The organism is Rhizobium leguminosarum, assembly GCF_019798305.1.
Taxonomy (GTDB): domain Bacteria; phylum Pseudomonadota; class Alphaproteobacteria; order Rhizobiales; family Rhizobiaceae; genus Rhizobium; species Rhizobium leguminosarum_U.
Genome location: NZ_JAAXDD010000023.1, coordinates 1 through 19,283 on the forward strand (window position 1 = coordinate 1; position 19,283 = coordinate 19,283).

Below are 19,283 nucleotides of genomic sequence, written 5' to 3' on the forward strand. Positions count from 1 at the left end.
GCTCCTCAACACCGTCCTCACGATCAAATGGGCCGACCAACTTGGAATGCCCAGGCTCGCCTAACCTCAATCTCTCGAACCGCCCGGTGCGGACCCGCATGCCGGGTGGTGTGGCAGGGGTGCGATCGGATATGATCGCCTCCTATGCCGATTTCTGAACCCTGCATCACCACTCCTCAGAGCGCCTAGTGTAGTCGACCGCGAGAAAGTCGGCGATCTCGGGGCACCCAGCGGTCACGCACGAAGGTGACAGGGGATGGGCATTGTAGGTGTCGTAGCCAGCCTGCTGCATAATTCCTTAAACCGGATCGATTTAAGGATAAAATTAAAGACTCAAAAGATTAGCGAGTTGACGCGCTATGTAGACGTTGGCGAACATCGGCAGGTGCAATATCGAAACCGGTTGCACGGACACCACTCCAGTTGATACCGACTCTCACGTTATCCTGCTCCAAACCTTGCAGCCAACGATCAAGAAACACCTCCATTGGGAGCTTGTGCGGAGTGAACCTCCTATAAGCGGGCACTTGATCAATAATGCGTCGAGCCCGAATTTCTGACGACCAGAACGGCATGGCCGCTTCATTTGACTGGTTTGTTGACGTTGGGAAGCCTGCTTCGTCACGAATAGTCCATACGAACCCACTCTGTGTGACTTCATTGAAAAATGCGTGGGTGTGGGCTGCCGCAAGGCTCATAGGACTACGTAAGTGAGTAAATGAAGAGATCTGTGTCGGTTTGAGCGGCCATCAAGGCGCGCCATGCCGCGCTCGCCGAGGCGAGATCGATACTTTTGCATAGCACGCTTTGCGAACTGGTCACTAAGCACCTTCAGCTTATTTCCAGCACTATATCCAGAAAATCACCGTTTTAAGCAAGGACAGGCTGTCAGTTTGAGTCCGCCCTCGCGTGACATCGGCGGGTAACCCTACGCCAGCGCTGCCCTGATCTTTTCGGCATTGGCGGCCAGCACGGCACCGTCCTCCATCTTGCCGGAATGCGGCTTCAGGGCGGTGCCCTCAAGCCGCGGGATGACGTGGAAATGCAGATGGAACACCGTTTGCCCGGCGGCCGGTTCGTTGAACTGGGCGATGAAAACGCCGTCGGCGTCGAAAACATCCTTGACCGCATTGGCGACCTTCTGGACGACCGTAATCGCACGGGTGAGGGTGGCGGGATCGGCATCGAAGATATTGCGCGACGCCGCCTTCGGAACGACCAGCACGTGGCCCGGCGCCTGCGGCATCACATCCATGATCGCGACGGTATGCTCGTCTTCATAAACCCGGTGCGAAGGGATTTCGCCGCGCAGGATCTTGGCGAAGATGTTGCTGTCGTCATAGGCGGCTGGGCTGGTCATCACGAAAATCTCCTCGTTTCCAGATTATTCGGGTAGCGCGACCATTGCGGCGGCGTCAATCCTCCTGCTGACGCTCGCCCTTGCGGAACGGGCTATGCTCGCTCAGCAACTCGCTCATCTGTTCGACGTCGGTGCGCTCGCGGGCGAGATAGTCGCCGATTGCCCGGCGAAGGCCGGCATGGGCGACATAATGGGCGGAATGCGTTGTCACCGGCAGGTAACCGCGGGCGAGCTTGTGTTCTCCCTGCGCACCGGCCTCGACCCGTTTCAGCCCTTTCGAAAGGGCGAAGTCGATCGCCTGGTGATAGCAGACCTCGAAATGCAGGAAGGGATGATCCTCGATGCAGCCCCAGTGACGGCCGTAGAGCGTATCGCCGCCGATGAAGTTGATCGCGCCGGCGATATAGCGCCCGTCGCGCTTGGCCATGACGAGCAGGATGTCGTCGGCCATGCGTTCGCCGATCAGCGAATAGAACTTACGGGTAAGGTAGGGCCGGCCCCACTTGCGCCCGCCGGTATCCATATAGAACTTGAAGAATTGATCCCAGATGCGTTCTGTCAGGTCGCTGCCGGTCAGCCAGTCGATACTGATACCGTTTTCGAGTGCGGCGCGACGCTCCTTGCGCAACGCCTTGCGTTTGCGCGAGGCAAGCGTTTCGAGGAATTCCTCGTGATTGGCATAGCCGTCATTGATGAAATGGAACTGCTGGTCGGTGCGGTGCAGATAGCCGTCCATCTCGAAGACGCCGATCTCTTCGTCCGGCACGAAGGTGATATGGGCCGAGGAGATGCCGAGCCGGCGCACGACCTCCTTCAGGCTTTCGGCGATAGCGCTCTGGATCGGCAGCCGCTGCAGCCCCTCGGCGACAAGAAGACGCGGGCCTGTCGCCGGGGTGAACGGGATCGAGCACTGAAGTTTGGGATAATAACGCCCGCCGGCCCGCTCGAAGGCGTCGGCCCAGCCATGGTCGAAGACGTATTCGCCCTGGCTGTGGTTCTTGAGGTAGCCGGGCAGGGCGCCGATCAGTTTGCCGCGATCGGTCTCGAGCAGCAGATGGTTGCCGAGCCAGCCGGTCTCGGCGTCGGCCGAACCGGAATCCTCCAGCGACGATAAAAAGGCGTGCGAAACGAACGGGTTGTAGGCAAGCGTACTGCAGGACTTCGAAGCCCCGGAAAGCCTGGACCAGCTCTCCGGGGAAATCGCGGTGAAGGAGCGTTCTACGCGAATGGATAGTTCGTCAGTCATGGGGCAAATGTGAAGCCTGTGGGAGGATAGTCTCGGCTCTGCCTTACAGCGCCGCGTCTTTCAGACGCGCAAAGGACGCTGTAACACTTTGAGTTGCTGCATAATTTTATCCTCAAATCGATCCGATTTAAGGAACTATGCAGCAGTCTGCGCATGATCTTGGCCAAAAAGCGAGTGTCAAGCAGCCACACGCGGATCGAAGCCCTCGAAGGTCATCTGGTCTGCATTGGCGAATGAGCGTCGACGCGCCTCTTCGTCACGCACCGTCCAGGTGATGACGGGAATGCCTTTCTTGCGTTCGCCGGTGATGAAGGCATTCGGCAGGTCGTCATAATAATAGGAGATGAAATCGAGACCAATCTCCATTGCCTTCGCATGCGTGTTGAACGCTTCCGGCGTGTTGCCATTGGCGGTCAGCCCGAGCGGGTAGGGCGAGCCAAGCGCCTTCAGATCGCGCAGCAGCCAGTGGTCGAAGCTCATCAGCGCCACTTTGCCCTGATAGTCTTCAAGCACCTCGAGCACGGCTTCGGCGAAACCTTCGTCATCGGCCTCGCGGCCCTTGAGCTCCAGCACCAGCGGCACCTTGCCCTTGACGAGGTCGAGGAGCTGGCGCAGCGTCGGCACCTTGTCGCTGGTGCCGCCGACGGCGATCAGTCCGAGTTCCCTGGAGGTGCGCTCGCGGATGTCGCCGCTGAGATTGCAGAGGCGCTGCAAGTCCTCGTCGTGAAAGATGACCGGCACGCCGTCGGAGGCGTAATGCAGGTCGCATTCGATCGCAAAGCCCGCTTCGACGGCACGCGAGAATGCCGAAAGCGTATTTTCCCAGATATGGGTGTTGAGATCGTGATAGCCGCGATGGGCGACCGGCAGGTCCCTGATCCAGGCAGCATTGGTCATTCGGCGATTTCCATGATAGCGTCTATCTCGACGGCGGCGTTCAACGGCAGGGCGGCCATGCCGACAGCAGCACGCGCATGTTTGCCGGCTTTGCCGAGCACGCCGGCAATCAGGTTCGAAGCGCCATTGATAACGAGATGCTGCTCAATGAAGTCGGGCGCCGAGGCGACGAAGCCGTTCAGCTTGACGACGCGCCGGATACGGCTGAGTTCACCGCCAAGTGCCGCCTTCGCCTGGGCAAGGATGTTGATGGCGCAGAGTTCGGCGCCGCGCTGGCCCGTTGCAACGTCGACGGTCTTGCCGAGATGGCCCGATACGGCGACCTTGCCGCCTTCGAGCGGTAGCTGGCCGGAGATGTAGAGGAGATTGCCGCTGATGACATAGGGAACGTAATTTGCAGCAGGTGCTGCGGCTTCGGGCAGGGTTATCCCCATCTCAATCAGGCGCGCTGCTATTTCATCGGACATTTTCGTCTCCGCTTTTATTGTCAATTCTTCTAAAACTGCAAGGCAGTGTTTTGCAGCGTTTTTCATTGTTCATTTCGTGTGTCTTAGGTTATTGATTTCCCAAGATTATTTTCTTATTGTGTTCGTGAGTGTTCACATCTATTCGCAAATGTGCAGGACGCAAATGCGGGGTAGAATGGGGGTACGATCAAGACACAATGCGAGGTATGATGCCACAGGGTGGATCTTACCTCGGTCGAAATGATCATAGGAGCCTTTTGATGGCAAGGGAATTACATAGGCTTTCGACACGAGGAATTGAATCCACAATCAAGAAGGGAACTGAAGGCTACGGCGCACATAATGACGGGGGTGGTTTGACGCTCGTTATCGACAAGTTCGGGGTGCGCTGGTTGTTCAAGTTCACTTCCCCTGTCACTGGCAAGCGTCGTGAGATGGGTCTCGGCACGCTCGCAACTGTGTCCCTGGCTGATGCTCGTGAGAAGGCATCAGAGGGTAGGGGTATGATCGCCAAGGGCCTTGATCCCCTGCTTGAGCGTGCGACAGCCGAAGCCGAAGCTGTGAGGGGGGCTGTCACGTTCGAGCAATGCGCCAATGACACTCGCGAGATCCTCCGCAAGAAATGGACGTTCGATGGCGCAGTCGAGCAGTGGGATCGCGTCGTCAAGGAGCTAGGCGATCTGCGTTCGATGATAGTGAAACATGTAAAGGGCATAGATATAGCTAAGGCCCTCGCTGTCTTCGATGACCGGCCCACGACCAAGAAGTTCGCCCTCTCCGTGATCCGTCGCACGATGGAGACGGCCGTCGCATCCGAACTCCGCGAAGATAACCCCGCCATGACGTCTCGCGTCGGTCGCCTCACGTCGCTTGAGTACAAGGGTGGCAACAACCCCTCCATGCCGTATTCCGATGTCCCGGCGTTCGTCGCAACGCTACGCGCCAGGGACAGCCGCGCCGCCCGCGCCTTTGAACTCCTCATCCTGACGGGAACTCGTAAGGAGGAAGTTGCCGGCATGCTGCGTGAGGAGCTTGACCTCGGGAAGCTCACCTGGACCATCCCCGCTGAGCGCACGAAGCAACGTCGCGAACACGTGGTTCCCCTAACTCATAGGGTGGTCGAGATACTGCGACAGCAACTCGACATGGTCGATTGTATGGTCTCGGGGGTGAACGCGCATTCTCGCAACCCTGTAGCAACCCCTGCCCATGTTTGGGCGGATCTGCGATCCCCGCGACTATCGCACAATGCGTTTCAGCACCTGCTTCCTGCAGGGGTATCGGTTCACGGGTTCCGTTCCTCGCTACGCGAATATCTCGGCGACGAAACCAGCGTGTCTTGGAACACAGCCGAGGAAACGCTCGGGCACAAGGTCGGTGATGCGACTGCTAAGGCATACCGCCGCGCACCAGGCCTCGCGAAACGTCGCGCTGCCCTGCAATATTGGGCCGATTTCATCGATGGTAGTTCAAACGAAACTGCCAACAAGATTGACAAAACCTCTGCTGCACAGGGGATTGAGGAGCAAGCAGCATGACTAAGAAGGAACGTACCCATCGTCCCGCCCCACAAGGCGAGCTTTTATCCATCGAAGATTCAATGACCCTGCTCAGCGTCGGGCGCACTCGGTTCTGGCAATTGCGAGACGAGTTCAAGCTGGAGCCTGTGTCTTGGTCTGCGCGGGGGAAGAAACCGAAAGGGCTTCTCTATCGCCGCGAGGATGTCTTGAAGCTCAAAGAGGGGCCACAGGGGGTGCAGATCGAACCGGCCCAGCCCGCGCCTGCCGAAAGCCCGCCTATCGATCCGAAGAAGGTCCGCGCCGTTGATGCAGGGTTCAAGGTGATGCCCGGATTCGAAAACATCACGGTCGAGGAATGGCACGAAGCCAACCGAGATGCGCTAAGGCGAAAGCAGTCGGCGCACTTGCCCGACCTCGAATAGGAGATGGAGGTGAAAGATGACGAACATCGCTTCTGATAAGATCACACTGGAGCTGAACCTTGCCGCAGTGGAGGCGCGGTTGGCAGCGTTGACCGACTCGCCGGTCTTGCGAGAAAAGCTAGAAGCGGCTCGGGCAAGTATGTTCCAGGAGTTGGATGAACTCGTCTTTCCAAAATTTGAGTATGATCCTTCTCAGCAGCCAGTCGATGATGACGACGTTTAGCGCGCCTCGAGCACCGAACCTAAATAGCCCCGCCATACAGCGGGGTTTTTCATGGTCTCATATTTGCGGCGTGACGGGCGTTAGCCGTTGACCGGTCCAGTGGGCGGACTTGGCGTTAAATCGCGTCACCGGGCGATTGTGGGAACTGCTTCCCGGTTGCCACAGGCATGGGGCTGGCCAGAACGATTTTCATCGCGTCTCCGCCTCCGACGGGAGCTTTAGGGAGGGGGCGTCCTTCGATCAGCGCGAGGATCTCTTCCGGGGTTTCGGCTACAGCCAACGGTTCTTCAAGATAGGTAAGCTCGATGTACGCACCGACCTCTTCGATGCCGTCATAGCTCCAGATGATTTGGTCAGCGTTTATCAACGTCCGTCTGGTTAACACATCTTCCCCGAAATCCGCGACTTCGGTCACCATTATAAACTTAGGCACTTCCTGTCTCCTTTTTGAGCTGGTTTGCAACTTGCAGGACCAGCTTAGAGACTCCGGTAGGCCTGTCAATTAGTCTTGTAGATACAGCAACTTAGGTGTGGATTGGAACGCTGTTCGGGAGCGTTCTAGAGTGTTCACAGATGTCCGTATCTGGTTGCGATTTTTTTTTTGATCGGCACATTGGGAGGGAGGGCGCAGCGGTTCAATTGCGCCGAGATAACTTTGCATACAGCTTTGCATAACTTTGCATAAACAGGGCGGTTTTATGCAAAGCTGGCTACTGTCTTGCCCCTAATACATTGCATATTGTGCAGACTTTTCATGTCGCGTTGTGCAAAGCAAATATAGAGTGAAATCAATATAGTAATATCGAACATTGTACATTGCATAATTAGTGGATGAAGGGCAGATATATCAGTTGAAAACGTGTATATAGGTGTACTTTGCATGCAAAGCGATTTTGCCCCTATTTTCACTGACGATTCTCTGCCGTTCGGAATCGATCACAACAACTCTGCATTCACCAGTTGATATCGCTTGCCTCCCGAAGGGGCCGAAACTTCTGCAAGAACGCCTTCCAGAATCAGGTTCGCGATTGTCGCCCTCAAAGCGTGATCCAAGCCGTAAGGGTGATCGGCAAAGACCTTCGTGTTTTGCGCGCGCACCCTGAGCCACCAGTGCGGCATTATCCGACCGTCGAGCATTTCCTGCGTGATGCGGCTGTCTCTCGGCGGCTTCTTGGGATCGACAAATGAGAGAACCCATATTTTGAATGCTGCACGGCGCGCGGCGTCACCACCTTTGCCTAGCTTGCCATCATCGAACATCTTCGCGAGGGTGCGCATTGAACGGACCACGCGAGCGAGACCCCATTCTACATCTTTCTTCGTGATTATCGGACGCGCCGTCCCACTCTGTGGCAAGTCGAAGAATCGAATGAGGGCGCTCAGCAAAGCGAGCTTCTTGGTGAGCATCGAGGTTCGCAGAAAAACCGCGTAGTGGGGCGGGTATTCGTTGTCGTCCACCTTTCTATGGATCGCAGTTTGCTTTTGCTCAAGCGTCCATATGAACTCGGCTGCCTCTTGGTCATACCCTACCTGTCGGACATAGGAGTCTCCATCAGTTGCGCTTCGACGGTAGGCCGTATCGATCTCATCTGCGAGGAGGTGAACTTGATTGAGGATGTTATTGGCGCGGGAGTCGAGTTCTTTGACGACTTGCGAGTCAGGCACAAGCTCGCCGCTATGCGTATCGTGGACAGTGATGATCGCGCGCGACCCGAGACCTGTTGAAAGGACATCGAGGTCATAGACCTGCGCGAAGGCGTAGGGAGTCGTTGACCACAGGAGCGAGCAGCATGCGTTGTGGATTGGCTGGTCTCCGCGTTTTTGTGCGGCAATGGATTCAGGCGGTGCCATTGGAGCCTGTCCATACCGAGATGCATCGAACATCTCATATACGTAGTTCCGGAAACGCTTCTGATTAGCGTCGGTCGGCTTCGCTAGCATCTGCACATCGGCGTCACCGTCAGCACGAATCCAAAGGGTTGAACCTGTCTTCTGGATGAGACCATGCAGCGCCTCTGCCGATGAGGCAGGTCCGGCAACGATCTTTGAAGGGCTGTCGGGCGTTGCTCGCGCGCTGATGTGCGAAGACCAGAAATTGAAAGCTTCGCCTTTGCCCGAAGCTGTTCTGGCTATCAGCATTTCCATCGGCATCGTGGACGTGCCGTCTGTCGACTTGAACTTCCGGGCGAGGAGCGCACCAAAAGCTCCGATCGTCGCTATTTCCGAGAAAAGCCGGAACGGTTTCTTCGAGCCGCGCTCACTGCAATAGACCAGATGCTCAAAGGCGTCATGGCCGCTGACGTGCTCGGGCAATCCGCAGAGCAGGTCGTTCGTTAAGCCAGCGAGCTCATCGGCTGGCAATTCCTGCTGCGCTATCACCTCCGGGGGTAAGGGTGCCTGTGTTCGACGGGAAATGTCGGATGCGATCGACTCAAGAAATAACCGACGTTCCCGCGTGATGAATTCCGTATATGGGATGGATTCTTTGTTCGTTGCGCGAGCCAGCCTAACCCAGTGCTCGAATGAATATGTCCGACGCTCGTAGCGGGAACTGTTATGGGAGCTTTTGAAGACAGGCGCCTTGCGGATAATGCGATCAATCTGCTCAGGGTCGCCAGTAATCTTGTCGAGGTCGCCAACGAGATATGCGAAGGCGTCCGAACGCTCGACCAGATCGCCCTCTGTGGCGAGCGTTTTGAACGATGCAAGGCGACGAACCATCAGCGTTTCGATGACCTGTTTATCGGGGAGGTCGAGTCGCCGTCCGAGTGCCTCGGTCTTCTCGACTGATCCAATGTTTGCCACAGGGGGAGGGAGCTGCCACTCGTCGACAATCGCCTGACCGTCAGCGATAGGCGTCGGCCAACTGCTCAATACTTTGCCGGTGATCGCGATGAACCCTGCCGCGTAGACCTCGATATTCAGGTGCGCTGTAAGGTCGCCATATGTTCGCCCGTGTGGCAACGTTGCTTTAAGGAACACATGTTTGCCTGCGCCTTGCAGCGACATTTCCGCATATGTTCCGCCTGTCACGGCAAGCACATGGTCGACGAGTTCTTGCCCTCGCTTCACGGCTTCCTGATCGGCCCCTGCATGATCGTCAAGATCGATACACAGGTAACCAGAACCGTCGAGCACGAACCCGATCCCGAAACGACCTTCTGGATCAGCGCGCATGACGGCGACCGCGTTCTCAAACGTCGTCCAGTACTTCTTGTCGTGTGCGCTGACATTGTATTTTGGATCGCGCCAGTCGCGCGGGTACTTTTTGAGTTTAGGTCCTTCTGGAATTAATTCCCACAATATCCACTGTGGCACATTGCGCAATTCAGCGTGGATATTCGCTTCGTGGGTGATTTTACCTGGAATAAGAAGAATAGTTTGATGAATAGACACAATAATACTCCTTGCATTCGCGGTTGATCCGTGCGATATACAAGGAGTTCCAATACTACCTTTGCAATATCGCAGTTGATATGCCCCCGGACGAAAGTTCGGGGGTTTTTCTTTTCGATCATTGCGGTTTGGATCAAACGCGAGGCTGCAAGAGCTTCGATTCCTCATCCGCGTCATATGCCAACAGGGGCGACACGGGGATGAGTGCTGACGATATTACGCTGCGTCCTTAGTGACGGCAATAAGCGTTATCCCGAAATGCTTACAAAGAACATCCGCGACCTCTGGCCGTGGGTTTACGCGCCGTCCTGTCATGATGTTATGTAGCGTTCCTGGAAGGAATCCGAGCTCGCGTGCGAGCGCTGTAACGCTCGGATGCTCGCGAAGCTTCGTGCGAACTGTTTCCGAGATTTCGGCAAGTGTAACTTGTTTCGTGCTCATGTTCGTTTGCCTTCGTCAGCTGAATTTCATTGCGATTTTCGAACGAATAACGAATTAAATTTCGATCTGTCAAATACAAAATCGTTTCCATCCGAGTATTAACAATATTAAACCGTCGTATACTGATGCGGAAACAAAATATAGTCAGATGGAAATGAAAATGTCATTGTCGACAATGACAATATCGTTATCATCACGTTAAATTAAACGTAGGAGATACCGATGTGTGATGCTGTTGAACTTGAGCCCACAGGTGCCGCTGTGTCTATCGACCTCATGATGCTGCTCGATGGCGTCAAGCGCAAAATCAAGGCCGTGCCGGCAGCTGAGTACGAAGAACTTTCCCTGGCATGCGGCGTGTCGGTACGGACGCTTTACGGGATAATCGCCGACCGGCGCATGCCATCGCTCCCGACCTTCCAGAAGCTCTGCGATCACTTCGCCATCACGGTCGACGTGGCGCTGCACAAGCAGGTCCTGCCTCCTGTGGTCAGGCCAATCTTGTGAGGGAGATGAGTAAATGTTTCTCGGCATCAAAATGACGCCCGCTGCGGCGCTGACACTCAAGGTCCACGGCTTGCCACAGGGGCGTGCCGTTTGCGTTCCTGACGAGCTCTGGGACAGCTATGCGCTGGGCATAACGCCAATCGAGCGGTCCTGCTACGTTATGCAATCTCTGACCGATCTTCGCGACTACGTGTCAAAGGGGACTGGCGAATGGGCCTTCCCCGAAATGGACGAGATCGTCATGAAGTGGGGTCTGGTCGAGTGCTTGCAGTCACAGGGGCGCAAGGTTCAGGATGCCGATAGCATCATTGCCTGGCTCAATAAGCGTATACGCGAGCAACAACCCCCTCAAGTTGCGATAGGCACTGATGGCTCGCGTATGCGCATCAACTTGGGTGAGGCTTTCATACCGACCGTTAGGTTCGAGTATCAGACATACGATGCAGGCTATCATATTCCTCCACAGTATCGAGCAGAGCGCGGATTTGTCACTGCCGAGTTGTTCGATATGTACCGGCCTGAGGAGCTACGCGAGCCTCTGCCTCCGACGATCGTGTGGAAACAATGAAATCGGGGCGAAAGGCAACGTGGCTCCTTGGGTCTCTGGTAGACCACCACACCTTTGCCCGATCCGGCAGGGTCGCAGCTGAGGCCTCGCTCCCCTGTCGGTCTTTTTTCTTGATTGAACAAAAGGTGAACTGAAAATGGCGAAGGTAATTGAAGGGTACGCCTACACGACTGGCGAGAACCACGGAACCGGAACGGTTCTCGGCAAGAAGTACGTTGACACTACATGCCTCGAATCTCCGCAGGCATTCGCCAAGGATCTCAGCACCCCAATATGGCTGAACCACAGGGGGGCGACCGAAGCCGTACTCATTGACGCTTTCCACACTGGTATCGGGATGTACGTCAAGGTCCTGGTGCAGGACGACGAGCTTGCCGAGAAGTGCCGGGGATTCAGCATCGGATATACGCGCGGTGGACTCAAGAAGGGCAAGCTGGATGAGATTTCCATCCTCTGCGGCGATGATCGGCGCCCCGGAAATCCATCATGCACGGTCAATGCCTGCCGCGATCCAACGCCCGAAGAAATCAACATTCCTCTGAAAAACGAAAGGAAGGCCACGATGACGGAAATCAACATCGATCCCCTGCTTGAGAAGATTTCGGGGATGCAAAAGATCGTCCGCAAGCTTCGCGAAGCAGGCAAAACCCACGAAGAGCTAACCGAGGAGAAGATGAAAAATCGCCGCAAACTCCTCGGGCAGGATGAGGTTCGCGGTCTGAACGCGAAGGAGCTCAAGGCGTTCCGAAAGAGCATGGCCGACGAGCTCGAATGCGACCAGCAGCAAATCATGTTCTCGTAACCCGCTGAACGAAACCAAGAGAGAAAATCCAATGATCAATAGACTACGTGCAACACAGCGAGACGGTGCCGCCGCGATCGTGGCCGCGCTCGGCCGTGAAAATATCGCGAACCTCGCGGAAAAGCTTGGCTACGCTCGCAAGCACCAGGTCGCCCACCTGAAGGAAATTGCCACAGGGGGTGTCGAGCCAACCACGGAAGAACTCGTACAGCTTTGTGCCGTCGTGAGCGTGGGCATTCTCCGCTATGACGAGACGGCAGATGCCGTCGTGACCGACGCAGGAAACGCGCTTCGCGGCGCGCTGATAGGACGAGACCTGCCGCTGCTAGAAAGGTCATCGCGCATCCCAACTTTCATACTTGAACGTTTTCTCGGTGGTGAAGACTGCCTGTCTGTGGAGAAGTCGGACGAGCTTGTGCTGCATCTCTTCCCAGGGATGAAGATCGACCACGAAACGAACACGCTCGTTTCACGCGGATATATCCAGCACCCGGAGTCTTCTTTCCAGGTCAACCGCAACCCGCACCTGCGTATCCTGAATCCCGACACACCGCCGCGCTTCGATCTGTCGCTGAACTCCAACGAAGTCCCTGTCCCCATAGGCGTATTCGCCCCTGTGGCACAGGGATCAGTCAGAATCGAAGGCAGCGCCACGATCCTCAAACAGGAGAAGCGAGGTGACTGGTTAAAGCGAGTGTTCGAACGCGAGAAGACGGTTTCGTGAACGCATGCCACAGGGGACGGCACCGACAGGGGCGAAATCTACCATCAACCCACGCCGTAGAAATCGAGGTAGATTTCCCCAACCTGTTCTTGGTCCAGGTTCATGACCGGATGGTGTCCGGTGTCAAGCTGACCGTTCTCGATGCTCGCAGCTAATGCCCGGAGTATAGCAGCCGTAGCCTTGGCTGCCTCTCGTGGAGTTCTGTGGCCTTGGATATCTAGCTCGATGTCACATTTTAAAGCCGCCTCGGTGTCCTCATCGAACTCGTCAAATCCGTCCAAGCTCATATTCACCTCCAATATTTTGCCCAGTGACGCGCGTTTCGATCGCGATGCTACATTGAGCGGCACTGCCTGGGAAACCGCGTGACGCGAACCCTCTGCGAACTGCACAGCGCCTCACGTCGATATCGCACGGGCCGACTGCAACCAATCAAACGTTTAGTCCTGGAATGTCCTCTTGTGCGGGTGGTTCGTCGTCAACGCCGATGAGCAACTGTCTGTCGATCAATTGCGGTGAGAGATATTGTGGATGTTCGAGAAGCGTTTTGATGACCATTCGGAGGTATCGCGTGGCGAGATCTCGGTGACTGGCATAAACGGTCCTTGTGTCTGCTTCGATATCCTTACTCTTTTTGCCTCGTGAGCTTCCGTGGACGATTGCGGAACGCGTTTGGTAGAGCTTTCCCATTTCCTTGTAAGAAGCCTCAGGTGGAAATCGCCCATCCGTGAGTTTTGAGAGGCCCGCGACCCGCATCTTCAATTTGAAGGTCAGGGAGTCGTTTTCGTCACCGAGAAGCAATTCGATCCCAATGATCGCATCAAGGATAGCATCAACGTCATCATCTCGGGTCACACAAGCATTCAGACGGCGAAGAGCCAGCTGCATTTTGTTCGATTTGCTGGCCAGTACCTGATGATAGGTCTCTCGAATGTCTGGCATTAGATCTTCGGGAACTGACCTCACTGCGTCATTTCGTGAATACGCTCGGTCGTAGAACATCGGGTAGCGTCGGTTCTCTGAAATGTACATCGCAGGCAAGTCCCACTTATACGAAACGCCCCAGCCGCGCGGCACCTGTAATATCTGCGCGTATCCGGCGACAGCATCAGTTGCAAGTCGAAGGGCTGCGAAAAAGGAGTCGATCACCTCGAATGCAGCTTCACTCGTCTCAGTCAGCGACATCCCAAGGTCCGACGAGGGTTGGTTGCCTATACTCCAGTTCATGTTAACAAACGCATGAGTTGCCGAGTGGACGACGCTTCGTGATACTCCACCAGTAGAATAGCCGCTGACCGATCGCGCAAGCTGGAATGGTTCGCGCATTTTGAAAATGTAAGCGTCGTCAGTCAGCCTATAGTGGTCCGTCTCGAATTTATGCATGAGGATCGGAATAACAAGTGTGAGAGGTAGTCGGCCGGCGCTTAGTGCGAACAGAAACTGTCGAGCAACAATCCAGGCCTTGCTCGGGTCGAGTTCATTGCCAGGCCCATAGCAGTTAAGATAACGCAGGAGGGCTTGTTCAACTAATTTCTTCGCTTCGTATTCGGCGTACCAAGCATCTTCTTTTTTAAAGCGCGTCCTGAAAGCAGGAATGTCCCAAAGTATCTTTCCGAGTTTTTTAACTGGCTCGAGATTGTTTCCTTCATCGATTGAGCTGAGGGCGGATGCCAAAAGGCTGCCACCACTTAAGGCCCACTCGTAATCCGGTCTTGCCTTGTCCCGCCACACTGACGAGAAGTAGGGCATCCCGTTGTCTCTGAAGTTCATTTGAGGGTATTTGTCGACGTTCGTTAGCGCACGTTCGGCCTTCAGGGATGCTATTGGATAGAGGTCTGTAAAGGCTTTTAGGAAAGCATCCGCAACTGCTGTGCTCTCTTCTTTCGTGAAGTAGATCTCGTCGGCCATATCGCTCCCTGTGGCAACTCAGTGGTAGAATTTGCAGACTCAACAGTCGCCTGATGATTGAAAATAGCTTGGATCTTTGTGATAGATCAATGCTTGGCAGTCGACATTCAGAAACCTATTGATGACCTCATCTGACACCGCCACGCTCCTAGAGGACGCCGCCGACCGGATCGCAGACATCCCGCGCGCGGATATCCAGATCATGCTTCGTCGTGCTGCGCTGCGGCTGCGCAATGCCGCGGCCGTTTCGATGGAGGAAGATATCGAGGACGCCTTGCGAGATCTGGCCGGCGAGCTCGGCATGACGCGCAATAATGCGATCAGTTTTATTGTGCGGGAGTGGATGGAGAAGAACCTTTATCTGCCGATCCACGATCTCGACGAAGATGGAGAGGTCGACGGGAATGGTTGACGGGCGTTGTGCTCGACCGCCACTTTCAATAGGCATAGTCCGGAATCAAAGGCTGGTATGTAAATATGTTTAAAAGTTTGGCCGGAGTTGACCTTTTCATTCGCCTTCAGAATGAGAACTTTATCAAACGATACGAGAGCCATATTAGCGGTCCACCCCTCGATATGGCTATTTTGTCTATGTCGATCTTGTTTCTTTGGCTGACCAGAGGAGGCGTACTGGATTACATCGCCCCGCACCTAAGATACTTGTTGGTTATTCTACCCAAATACCACTATGAACTGCCATGGCTGGCGGAGAACCATCCAGAACAGGTCGCCCTTTACACATGTCTTTCGTTTTCTCTGATCACATTTACGGCCGTGAAGACACTATTGTTTTCGATTTATATCATTTCCTCCCAATTGAGCCGAGAAATTATAGTTGCCGATCTAAAAAGCGTTGTGAAAGCGGACTTGGCATATGTGCTCACCTTCGTTTCTTTTATTTTTCTCATTCCTTTACCGGTCTACGGTGCAGGCGCTTCGACAACAGCCCTCGGGAATGCGTATTTTCTCACCTTTTTCAACATAGTTCTTCTAAAAATGCTGAGCGGTGGGATCTCGTCGACCGTTTTGCTGGCCAAGAGAATCAAAGGGCCGAACAGAAGGGATCAAGTGGAAGTTACTAGCAAAGACTGAGGGGTGGCTGTTTGCCGACCGACGAGGCTGGCCGGTGTTGAACCTTAGCGTATGTCGTCCAACTGATAAACCGTCGCCTTATCAGCCGCATCGCGCAGCCCCTTGTAAGAAGCGTGCCGCAGCTTCCCGTCATGTGTCCAGGCTCGATATTCAATCTCGGCAACAAGCTTCGGATCGACAAAGACCGCATTCCGCTTCCTTCCGGTGTCGATAGCGGGCTTGGCGATGATCAGCTTGTCCATCTGCTCCCGGAGCTCGGCGGCGGATCGCTCGTTGAACCCGGTCCCCACACCCCCGACATAGACCAGATCGCTTCCCTTGCGCGCGGCGAGCAGCAGACGACCGATGCCCCCGAAGGATGCCGTCGACTTCTCATATCCCACGATGACGAAGCCATCGCTCTGGATGCACTTGATCTTCAGCCACTCGCCGCCGCGACCGCTGCGATAGGGGGCGCGCCGCTGCTTCGCTATGATGCCTTCTAGGTCAAGTTCGCAGGCGCTCGCCAGCAACTGATCACCGTCGGCCTCGATCTGCTCGGAAAGCCGGACATCGCCCTGCTCACCGGCAGGCACCAGATCCTCGAGTAGACGCCGGCGCTCGTCGAGCTCGGACTTCCTGAGGTCGTGACCATCGAAATAGAGCAGATCAAAAGCCATGAAGATGGCGTCGCTTGAGCTCTTCTTGCCGCCCCGCCCGCCCAGCGATTGTTGCAGTAGGCCGAAATCCGACCGGCCCTGCTCGTCGAGAACCACGGCCTCCCCGTCGAGGATCGCGGTGCCAACGGGAAGCCACAGGGCCGCTTGTTTGATTGCCGGGAAACGATCCGTCCAATCATGGCCGCCGCGCGTCAGGATGCGAATGCCTGTCGGCTCTACGTGAACAGACAGGCGATAGCCATCCCATTTGATTTCATAAACCCAATCGTTGCCCTTCGGCGGCCTTGCTTTCAGAAGCGCAAGACACGGCTCAATGCGATTTGGCATAGGATCGAGGGGAAGGTTCGGCTGCGCTGGATCTCGCGGCTTACGCGGGCGGGATCGAACCGGCTTTTCAGTATCCTGCAGGAGCGGTTTGGGTTTCGGCGGCTTTGTCATGCCTCCATCCCATCAGCAACGTCTTAAAAAGCAATTGACCCAGATTGATTATTGACTCGTATCGGCGTGCGAACATAATAAGAACATCGGCGCTGCGGCCGCCAATCTGAAAACTGAATATGGAGCACGGATATGCGAGAGCAGCCGATCGGCGAAGCCGTGGAAAACGATGAGCGTGCAGAGGTGATCGCCTACCATAGGGGCGACACGCACGCCGCAATCGACACCCTGCTGGAGGATATTCGTCACCTTCGCCGGCAGTTGGCATTGGCAGAGGGCGCCATGAGCCGAGGCATGACCCGCGGATGGCGGCCGGACTATGACCGTCGATGATTGGGATTCGTCCGACGCCGGCACGGGGCTAAAGTCATATGCAGGCAAGCGGGTGGGCGTGATCTGCGAGGAATGCGAGATTTTGAAATTCTTCGACGGGGACGAGCTCGTTGCAAAGCATGGCAATGCTTCTATGCCTTCGCTCCTCGCGACGCTCGCAAAAGAAGGCCTCGGATGCCAGCGCACCGAAAACAAATATTACGAGCGGTGCAGACTCACCTATCACCACAGCCCGGAGGAATGGGCGCGGCGGCATGGCTATGTGAAGCCAGAGGACGCGCAGAAGAGGGATCGTGCTCTCGGCGATCTGGTCGAATGGGAGGGTCTGGTGGCCTTTTGCAGGAACGCGGATTGCAAGCGGAAACGACCACTTGATCGATGGGCACTGCAGAAGCGGCTCGGCAAGAATACGAAGATTTCGGCAATAGGTCCGCGCCTGAAATGCAAATGCGGTCACCGCGGCGCCAACATTGTCATCGGCTATGTTTCGCGATGACCTCGGAACACAAGAAGGGAATGATAAATGATTGCTGGGCTGATCATCTGCGCGTCGCTGACAGTCGTCGACGGCGACACGGTGAAATGCGATGGGCAGAACATGCGACTGCTGGGGGAAGGTGTTCCGTTCGTCTCGGGCATAGATACGCCGGAGATCGGTTCGCACGCAAAGTGCATGAAGGAACGGAAACTGGCGCTGATCGCCAAGGGAAGGCTGAAAGAGTTTTTGGCTGAAAAGGGACTGCGGGTGATATTCAGCGGCTCGGTTGACCGTACGCAGTCGCACCGACCTCTCGTTAACATCTATCGAACGAACGGTGAGGAGATCGGGAGGAAGCTGCTCACGGAAGGCTTCGCGCGGTCGTGGAATCCGGAACGGAGAAATGACTGGTGCGACTGAGCCAGCTATATCGCCGATAAGTCGCGACGGTCCGTCGTCTTGCCATCACTCAATATCCCTTCCAATCTGTGATTGTCGGGGCCATTGCCATTCTTATCACGGGGCGCGTTTCCGTTTTCTGCTGCGCTTGCCTAACTGCCTCGAACTGAGCAGCCATTTCCTCGCTTACGCGGCGAGCACGCTCCTCGAATGTTCGGGCCTTGGGTTTGCTTTTGGGTTTCGGTTCCGCATCTCCCGCGCCTCGTTCCTTGCGAAACTTCTCAAGATCGAGCAGCACAGCATCGCGGTCGATATGCGGACGAACCCCAAGCGGTCGATCGTGCGCGTTCGGGTCGTCCCCTGTGGCAATCGTCGCGTCTGGCACCCTCTCAATCACAGGGGGATGAAATTCGGGGGCAGGGGGCGCGTCAATGAGCGGTGACACCCGCAAGGGCATTTCCGGCAGGTCTTCGAGATGCGCGAACCCGGTAATCCATTGCTCTTCGGACATCGCCGGGACTACGACGCTTTCGATTGTGATGAACTTGCCTGACGGGATCACCACGAAGGGAATGCCCGGGCCTTCGTGCTCGCCTACCTTCGTGAGCAGCCCATTCTTATCTGCTTGCCACAGGTGCGCGGTCACGTCCGACCCGGGGATGTTTTCTTTGAGAATACCCTTGCGTTCCAGCTTTTCGCGGCGTTGCTGAATCCGGTCCACCGTTGCATCTGTGACCTTCATTGGACAACCGGCTCCTGCGATAGTGCCGAAGCATCAATGCGCTTGCCGGTCTGGAGCAAGTGGGCCAGGTCCTTGTTCTCTCGCTCAAGGTGAAGCCGCGCTAGTTCGAGGTCCGCAATCTTCGCGGACTGATCGGCAGCAACAGTTTTCAGGATCATGTCCAGGTCGGCGCGGGTAATCGCCTGTTTAGCGAACAGTTGCAGTGCTGCCGTCGCCTGCTGCTCGATAGGGAGCATTGCCAACTGTTCTAGCGCCTGCTCGTCACCCTTGAAGAATTGGTCTTCTTCAGCCCGCGCCGCCTTGTCAATATATTCCGCTGCTTCCTTTCGAGTGCGAAAGTCGGTACAATTCTGCGCTAGCGAGACGAGGGTCTTACGGGCCTCTTGCACCTGAGTCGCTGAGAAGCCCCGCAATGCTCGCTTGACAGAGGCGGGCAATGGTGGTGGGGGAGGTGGCGTGTCCATCGTTTATCGGTTCCATTGCGGATAAACCACCTCAGCGAGGTGGGTGATATCGCACATACGATGGGTGACTTTTGCAGGGTACGCAACAGGGTGCGAAGAATAATCTGAAGATCAACTAGTTGATACTTAACCGGAATAAGTGTTCAATTGACAGTTCTTCTAAAATTATGCATCAAGACTAGAATCTTTAATATGAC

The 19,283-nt window shown here is 55.5% G+C and carries 25 protein-coding genes; 12 read left to right on the top strand and 13 right to left on the bottom strand.

Annotated elements, in window-relative coordinates; all coding sequences use genetic code 11:
• Window positions 1-341: 341 nt before the first annotated feature.
• The 5 genes from HFO99_RS34010 to HFO99_RS30275 all read right to left on the bottom strand — a co-directional run bounded on the left by HFO99_RS34010 (window position 342) and on the right by HFO99_RS30275 (window position 3,970).
• Entirely contained in the window at window positions 342-698 is a 357-nt protein-coding gene (locus tag HFO99_RS34010; protein WP_222365389.1) for a DUF2750 domain-containing protein, read from the bottom strand.
• Between the two features lie 230 nt (window positions 699-928).
• The gene (locus tag HFO99_RS30260) at window positions 929-1,360 is read right to left on the bottom strand and encodes an HIT family protein (protein ID WP_170262092.1); all 432 of its coding nucleotides are present in this window, start codon (window positions 1,358-1,360) and stop codon (window positions 929-931) included.
• A gap of 55 nt (window positions 1,361-1,415) precedes the next feature.
• The gene (locus HFO99_RS30265; RefSeq protein ID WP_222365390.1) at window positions 1,416-2,606 is read right to left on the bottom strand and encodes a GNAT family N-acetyltransferase; all 1,191 of its coding nucleotides are present in this window, start codon (window positions 2,604-2,606) and stop codon (window positions 1,416-1,418) included.
• 177 nt (window positions 2,607-2,783) lie between these two features.
• Window positions 2,784-3,503 carry a glycerophosphodiester phosphodiesterase gene (locus HFO99_RS30270; RefSeq protein ID WP_222365391.1) on the bottom strand — a complete coding sequence of 240 codons (720 nt, stop codon included), beginning with the start codon at window positions 3,501-3,503 and terminating at the stop codon, window positions 2,784-2,786.
• Window positions 3,500-3,970 carry a RidA family protein gene (locus HFO99_RS30275; RefSeq protein ID WP_222365393.1) on the bottom strand — a complete coding sequence of 157 codons (471 nt, stop codon included), beginning with the start codon at window positions 3,968-3,970 and terminating at the stop codon, window positions 3,500-3,502. Before HFO99_RS30275 ends, HFO99_RS30270 begins: the two co-directional genes overlap by 4 nt.
• 260 nt (window positions 3,971-4,230) lie before the next feature.
• Here HFO99_RS30275 and HFO99_RS30280 point away from each other — a divergent pair, with 260 nt between their 5' ends.
• Genes HFO99_RS30280 through HFO99_RS30290 form a run of 3 tightly spaced genes read left to right on the top strand, consistent with a single transcriptional unit; the run spans window position 4,231 to window position 6,135 of the window.
• A complete protein-coding gene (locus HFO99_RS30280) occupies window positions 4,231-5,508 on the top strand; it encodes a tyrosine-type recombinase/integrase (RefSeq protein WP_222365395.1) in 1,278 nt (425 codons plus the stop codon).
• Complete coding sequence (locus HFO99_RS30285) at window positions 5,505-5,912, top strand: hypothetical protein (RefSeq protein WP_222365397.1); 408 nt, start codon at window positions 5,505-5,507, stop codon at window positions 5,910-5,912. The genes HFO99_RS30280 and HFO99_RS30285 overlap by 4 nt, the downstream gene beginning before the upstream one ends.
• 16 nt (window positions 5,913-5,928) lie before the next feature.
• The gene (locus HFO99_RS30290) at window positions 5,929-6,135 is read left to right on the top strand and encodes a hypothetical protein (protein WP_222365399.1); all 207 of its coding nucleotides are present in this window, start codon (window positions 5,929-5,931) and stop codon (window positions 6,133-6,135) included.
• A 115-nt stretch (window positions 6,136-6,250) separates the two neighbouring features.
• On the opposite strand, the gene HFO99_RS30295 is transcribed toward HFO99_RS30290, so the two are convergent.
• The 3 genes from HFO99_RS30295 to HFO99_RS34015 form a co-directional block, all read right to left on the bottom strand.
• Window positions 6,251-6,568: a hypothetical protein gene (locus HFO99_RS30295; RefSeq protein ID WP_222365401.1), complete on the bottom strand. Its 318-nt coding sequence runs from the start codon at window positions 6,566-6,568 to the stop codon at window positions 6,251-6,253.
• A gap of 503 nt (window positions 6,569-7,071) precedes the next feature.
• Window positions 7,072-9,531: a hypothetical protein gene (locus tag HFO99_RS30300; protein WP_222365403.1), complete on the bottom strand. Its 2,460-nt coding sequence runs from the start codon at window positions 9,529-9,531 to the stop codon at window positions 7,072-7,074.
• Window positions 9,532-9,747: 216 nt separating this feature from the next.
• Window positions 9,748-9,972 (bottom strand): helix-turn-helix domain-containing protein, encoded by a 225-nt coding sequence (locus HFO99_RS34015; RefSeq protein ID WP_064829938.1) that lies wholly within the window; start codon window positions 9,970-9,972, stop codon window positions 9,748-9,750.
• Between the two features lie 222 nt (window positions 9,973-10,194).
• Here HFO99_RS34015 and HFO99_RS30305 point away from each other — a divergent pair, with 222 nt between their 5' ends.
• The 4 genes from HFO99_RS30305 (at window position 10,195) to HFO99_RS30320 (ending at window position 12,573) form a co-directional block, all read left to right on the top strand.
• Entirely contained in the window at window positions 10,195-10,479 is a 285-nt protein-coding gene (locus tag HFO99_RS30305; protein WP_222365405.1) for a helix-turn-helix domain-containing protein, read from the top strand.
• Between the two features lie 13 nt (window positions 10,480-10,492).
• Window positions 10,493-11,047: a hypothetical protein gene (locus tag HFO99_RS30310; RefSeq protein WP_222365406.1), complete on the top strand. Its 555-nt coding sequence runs from the start codon at window positions 10,493-10,495 to the stop codon at window positions 11,045-11,047.
• A 136-nt stretch (window positions 11,048-11,183) separates the two neighbouring features.
• Window positions 11,184-11,849: a hypothetical protein gene (locus HFO99_RS30315; RefSeq protein ID WP_222365407.1), complete on the top strand. Its 666-nt coding sequence runs from the start codon at window positions 11,184-11,186 to the stop codon at window positions 11,847-11,849.
• Between the two features lie 31 nt (window positions 11,850-11,880).
• Window positions 11,881-12,573, top strand: coding sequence for a hypothetical protein (locus HFO99_RS30320; protein ID WP_222365408.1), 693 nt, complete (start codon window positions 11,881-11,883; stop codon window positions 12,571-12,573).
• A 44-nt stretch (window positions 12,574-12,617) separates the two neighbouring features.
• On the opposite strand, the gene HFO99_RS30325 is transcribed toward HFO99_RS30320, so the two are convergent.
• Complete coding sequence (locus HFO99_RS30325) at window positions 12,618-12,860, bottom strand: hypothetical protein (protein ID WP_222365409.1); 243 nt, start codon at window positions 12,858-12,860, stop codon at window positions 12,618-12,620.
• A 145-nt stretch (window positions 12,861-13,005) separates the two neighbouring features.
• Complete coding sequence (locus HFO99_RS30330; protein ID WP_222365410.1) at window positions 13,006-14,481, bottom strand: HEPN domain-containing protein; 1,476 nt, start codon at window positions 14,479-14,481, stop codon at window positions 13,006-13,008.
• A gap of 121 nt (window positions 14,482-14,602) precedes the next feature.
• Here HFO99_RS30330 and HFO99_RS30335 point away from each other — a divergent pair, with 121 nt between their 5' ends.
• Window positions 14,603-14,893, top strand: a complete 291-nt coding sequence (locus HFO99_RS30335; RefSeq protein WP_222365411.1) for a CopG family transcriptional regulator — start codon at window positions 14,603-14,605, stop codon at window positions 14,891-14,893.
• A gap of 65 nt (window positions 14,894-14,958) precedes the next feature.
• Entirely contained in the window at window positions 14,959-15,573 is a 615-nt protein-coding gene (locus tag HFO99_RS30340) for a hypothetical protein (RefSeq protein WP_261323397.1), read from the top strand.
• Window positions 15,574-15,617: 44 nt separating this feature from the next.
• Here HFO99_RS30340 and ligD read toward each other — a convergent pair whose 3' ends face one another.
• Window positions 15,618-16,670, bottom strand: a complete 1,053-nt coding sequence (gene ligD / locus HFO99_RS30345) for a non-homologous end-joining DNA ligase (protein WP_222365413.1) — start codon at window positions 16,668-16,670, stop codon at window positions 15,618-15,620.
• A 132-nt stretch (window positions 16,671-16,802) separates the two neighbouring features.
• On the opposite strand from ligD, the gene HFO99_RS30350 reads away from it, so the two are divergent.
• The 3 genes from HFO99_RS30350 to HFO99_RS30360 are packed head-to-tail and all read left to right on the top strand — an operon-like array spanning window position 16,803 to window position 17,901.
• Entirely contained in the window at window positions 16,803-17,003 is a 201-nt protein-coding gene (locus tag HFO99_RS30350) for a hypothetical protein (RefSeq protein ID WP_222365416.1), read from the top strand.
• Entirely contained in the window at window positions 16,990-17,499 is a 510-nt protein-coding gene (locus HFO99_RS30355) for a hypothetical protein (protein ID WP_222365417.1), read from the top strand. The genes HFO99_RS30350 and HFO99_RS30355 overlap by 14 nt, the downstream gene beginning before the upstream one ends.
• Window positions 17,500-17,526: 27 nt before the next feature.
• Window positions 17,527-17,901: a thermonuclease family protein gene (locus tag HFO99_RS30360; protein ID WP_222365419.1), complete on the top strand. Its 375-nt coding sequence runs from the start codon at window positions 17,527-17,529 to the stop codon at window positions 17,899-17,901.
• A gap of 49 nt (window positions 17,902-17,950) precedes the next feature.
• Here the strand turns inward: HFO99_RS30360 and HFO99_RS30365 are convergent, their stop codons facing one another.
• Both HFO99_RS30365 and HFO99_RS30370 read right to left on the bottom strand, forming a co-directional pair.
• Window positions 17,951-18,622: a hypothetical protein gene (locus HFO99_RS30365; RefSeq protein ID WP_222365421.1), complete on the bottom strand. Its 672-nt coding sequence runs from the start codon at window positions 18,620-18,622 to the stop codon at window positions 17,951-17,953.
• Window positions 18,619-19,086: a hypothetical protein gene (locus tag HFO99_RS30370; RefSeq protein ID WP_222365423.1), complete on the bottom strand. Its 468-nt coding sequence runs from the start codon at window positions 19,084-19,086 to the stop codon at window positions 18,619-18,621. The genes HFO99_RS30365 and HFO99_RS30370 overlap by 4 nt, the downstream gene beginning before the upstream one ends.
• Window positions 19,087-19,283: the final 197 nt, after the last annotated feature.

Coding starts and splice junctions, on each gene's coding strand:
- HFO99_RS30265 (WP_222365390.1), bottom strand. CDS start 2,606: ATGACTGACGAACTATCCATTCGCGTAGAACGCTCCTTCACCGCGATT.
- HFO99_RS30360 (WP_222365419.1), top strand. CDS start 17,527: ATGATTGCTGGGCTGATCATCTGCGCGTCGCTGACAGTCGTCGACGGC.
- HFO99_RS30290 (WP_222365399.1), top strand. CDS start 5,929: ATGACGAACATCGCTTCTGATAAGATCACACTGGAGCTGAACCTTGCC.
- HFO99_RS30280 (WP_222365395.1), top strand. CDS start 4,231: ATGGCAAGGGAATTACATAGGCTTTCGACACGAGGAATTGAATCCACA.
- HFO99_RS30275 (WP_222365393.1), bottom strand. CDS start 3,970: ATGTCCGATGAAATAGCAGCGCGCCTGATTGAGATGGGGATAACCCTG.
- HFO99_RS30315 (WP_222365407.1), top strand. CDS start 11,184: ATGGCGAAGGTAATTGAAGGGTACGCCTACACGACTGGCGAGAACCAC.
- HFO99_RS30270 (WP_222365391.1), bottom strand. CDS start 3,503: ATGACCAATGCTGCCTGGATCAGGGACCTGCCGGTCGCCCATCGCGGC.
- HFO99_RS30310 (WP_222365406.1), top strand. CDS start 10,493: ATGTTTCTCGGCATCAAAATGACGCCCGCTGCGGCGCTGACACTCAAG.
- HFO99_RS30355 (WP_222365417.1), top strand. CDS start 16,990: ATGACCGTCGATGATTGGGATTCGTCCGACGCCGGCACGGGGCTAAAG.
- HFO99_RS34015 (WP_064829938.1), bottom strand. CDS start 9,972: ATGAGCACGAAACAAGTTACACTTGCCGAAATCTCGGAAACAGTTCGC.
- HFO99_RS34010 (WP_222365389.1), bottom strand. CDS start 698: ATGAGCCTTGCGGCAGCCCACACCCACGCATTTTTCAATGAAGTCACA.
- HFO99_RS30285 (WP_222365397.1), top strand. CDS start 5,505: ATGACTAAGAAGGAACGTACCCATCGTCCCGCCCCACAAGGCGAGCTT.
- HFO99_RS30305 (WP_222365405.1), top strand. CDS start 10,195: ATGTGTGATGCTGTTGAACTTGAGCCCACAGGTGCCGCTGTGTCTATC.
- HFO99_RS30330 (WP_222365410.1), bottom strand. CDS start 14,481: ATGGCCGACGAGATCTACTTCACGAAAGAAGAGAGCACAGCAGTTGCG.
- HFO99_RS30370 (WP_222365423.1), bottom strand. CDS start 19,086: ATGGACACGCCACCTCCCCCACCACCATTGCCCGCCTCTGTCAAGCGA.
- HFO99_RS30320 (WP_222365408.1), top strand. CDS start 11,881: ATGATCAATAGACTACGTGCAACACAGCGAGACGGTGCCGCCGCGATC.
- HFO99_RS30350 (WP_222365416.1), top strand. CDS start 16,803: ATGCGAGAGCAGCCGATCGGCGAAGCCGTGGAAAACGATGAGCGTGCA.
- HFO99_RS30340 (WP_261323397.1), top strand. CDS start 14,959: ATGTTTAAAAGTTTGGCCGGAGTTGACCTTTTCATTCGCCTTCAGAAT.
- HFO99_RS30335 (WP_222365411.1), top strand. CDS start 14,603: ATGACCTCATCTGACACCGCCACGCTCCTAGAGGACGCCGCCGACCGG.
- HFO99_RS30260 (WP_170262092.1), bottom strand. CDS start 1,360: ATGACCAGCCCAGCCGCCTATGACGACAGCAACATCTTCGCCAAGATC.
- HFO99_RS30325 (WP_222365409.1), bottom strand. CDS start 12,860: ATGAGCTTGGACGGATTTGACGAGTTCGATGAGGACACCGAGGCGGCT.
- ligD (WP_222365413.1), bottom strand. CDS start 16,670: ATGACAAAGCCGCCGAAACCCAAACCGCTCCTGCAGGATACTGAAAAG.
- HFO99_RS30365 (WP_222365421.1), bottom strand. CDS start 18,622: ATGAAGGTCACAGATGCAACGGTGGACCGGATTCAGCAACGCCGCGAA.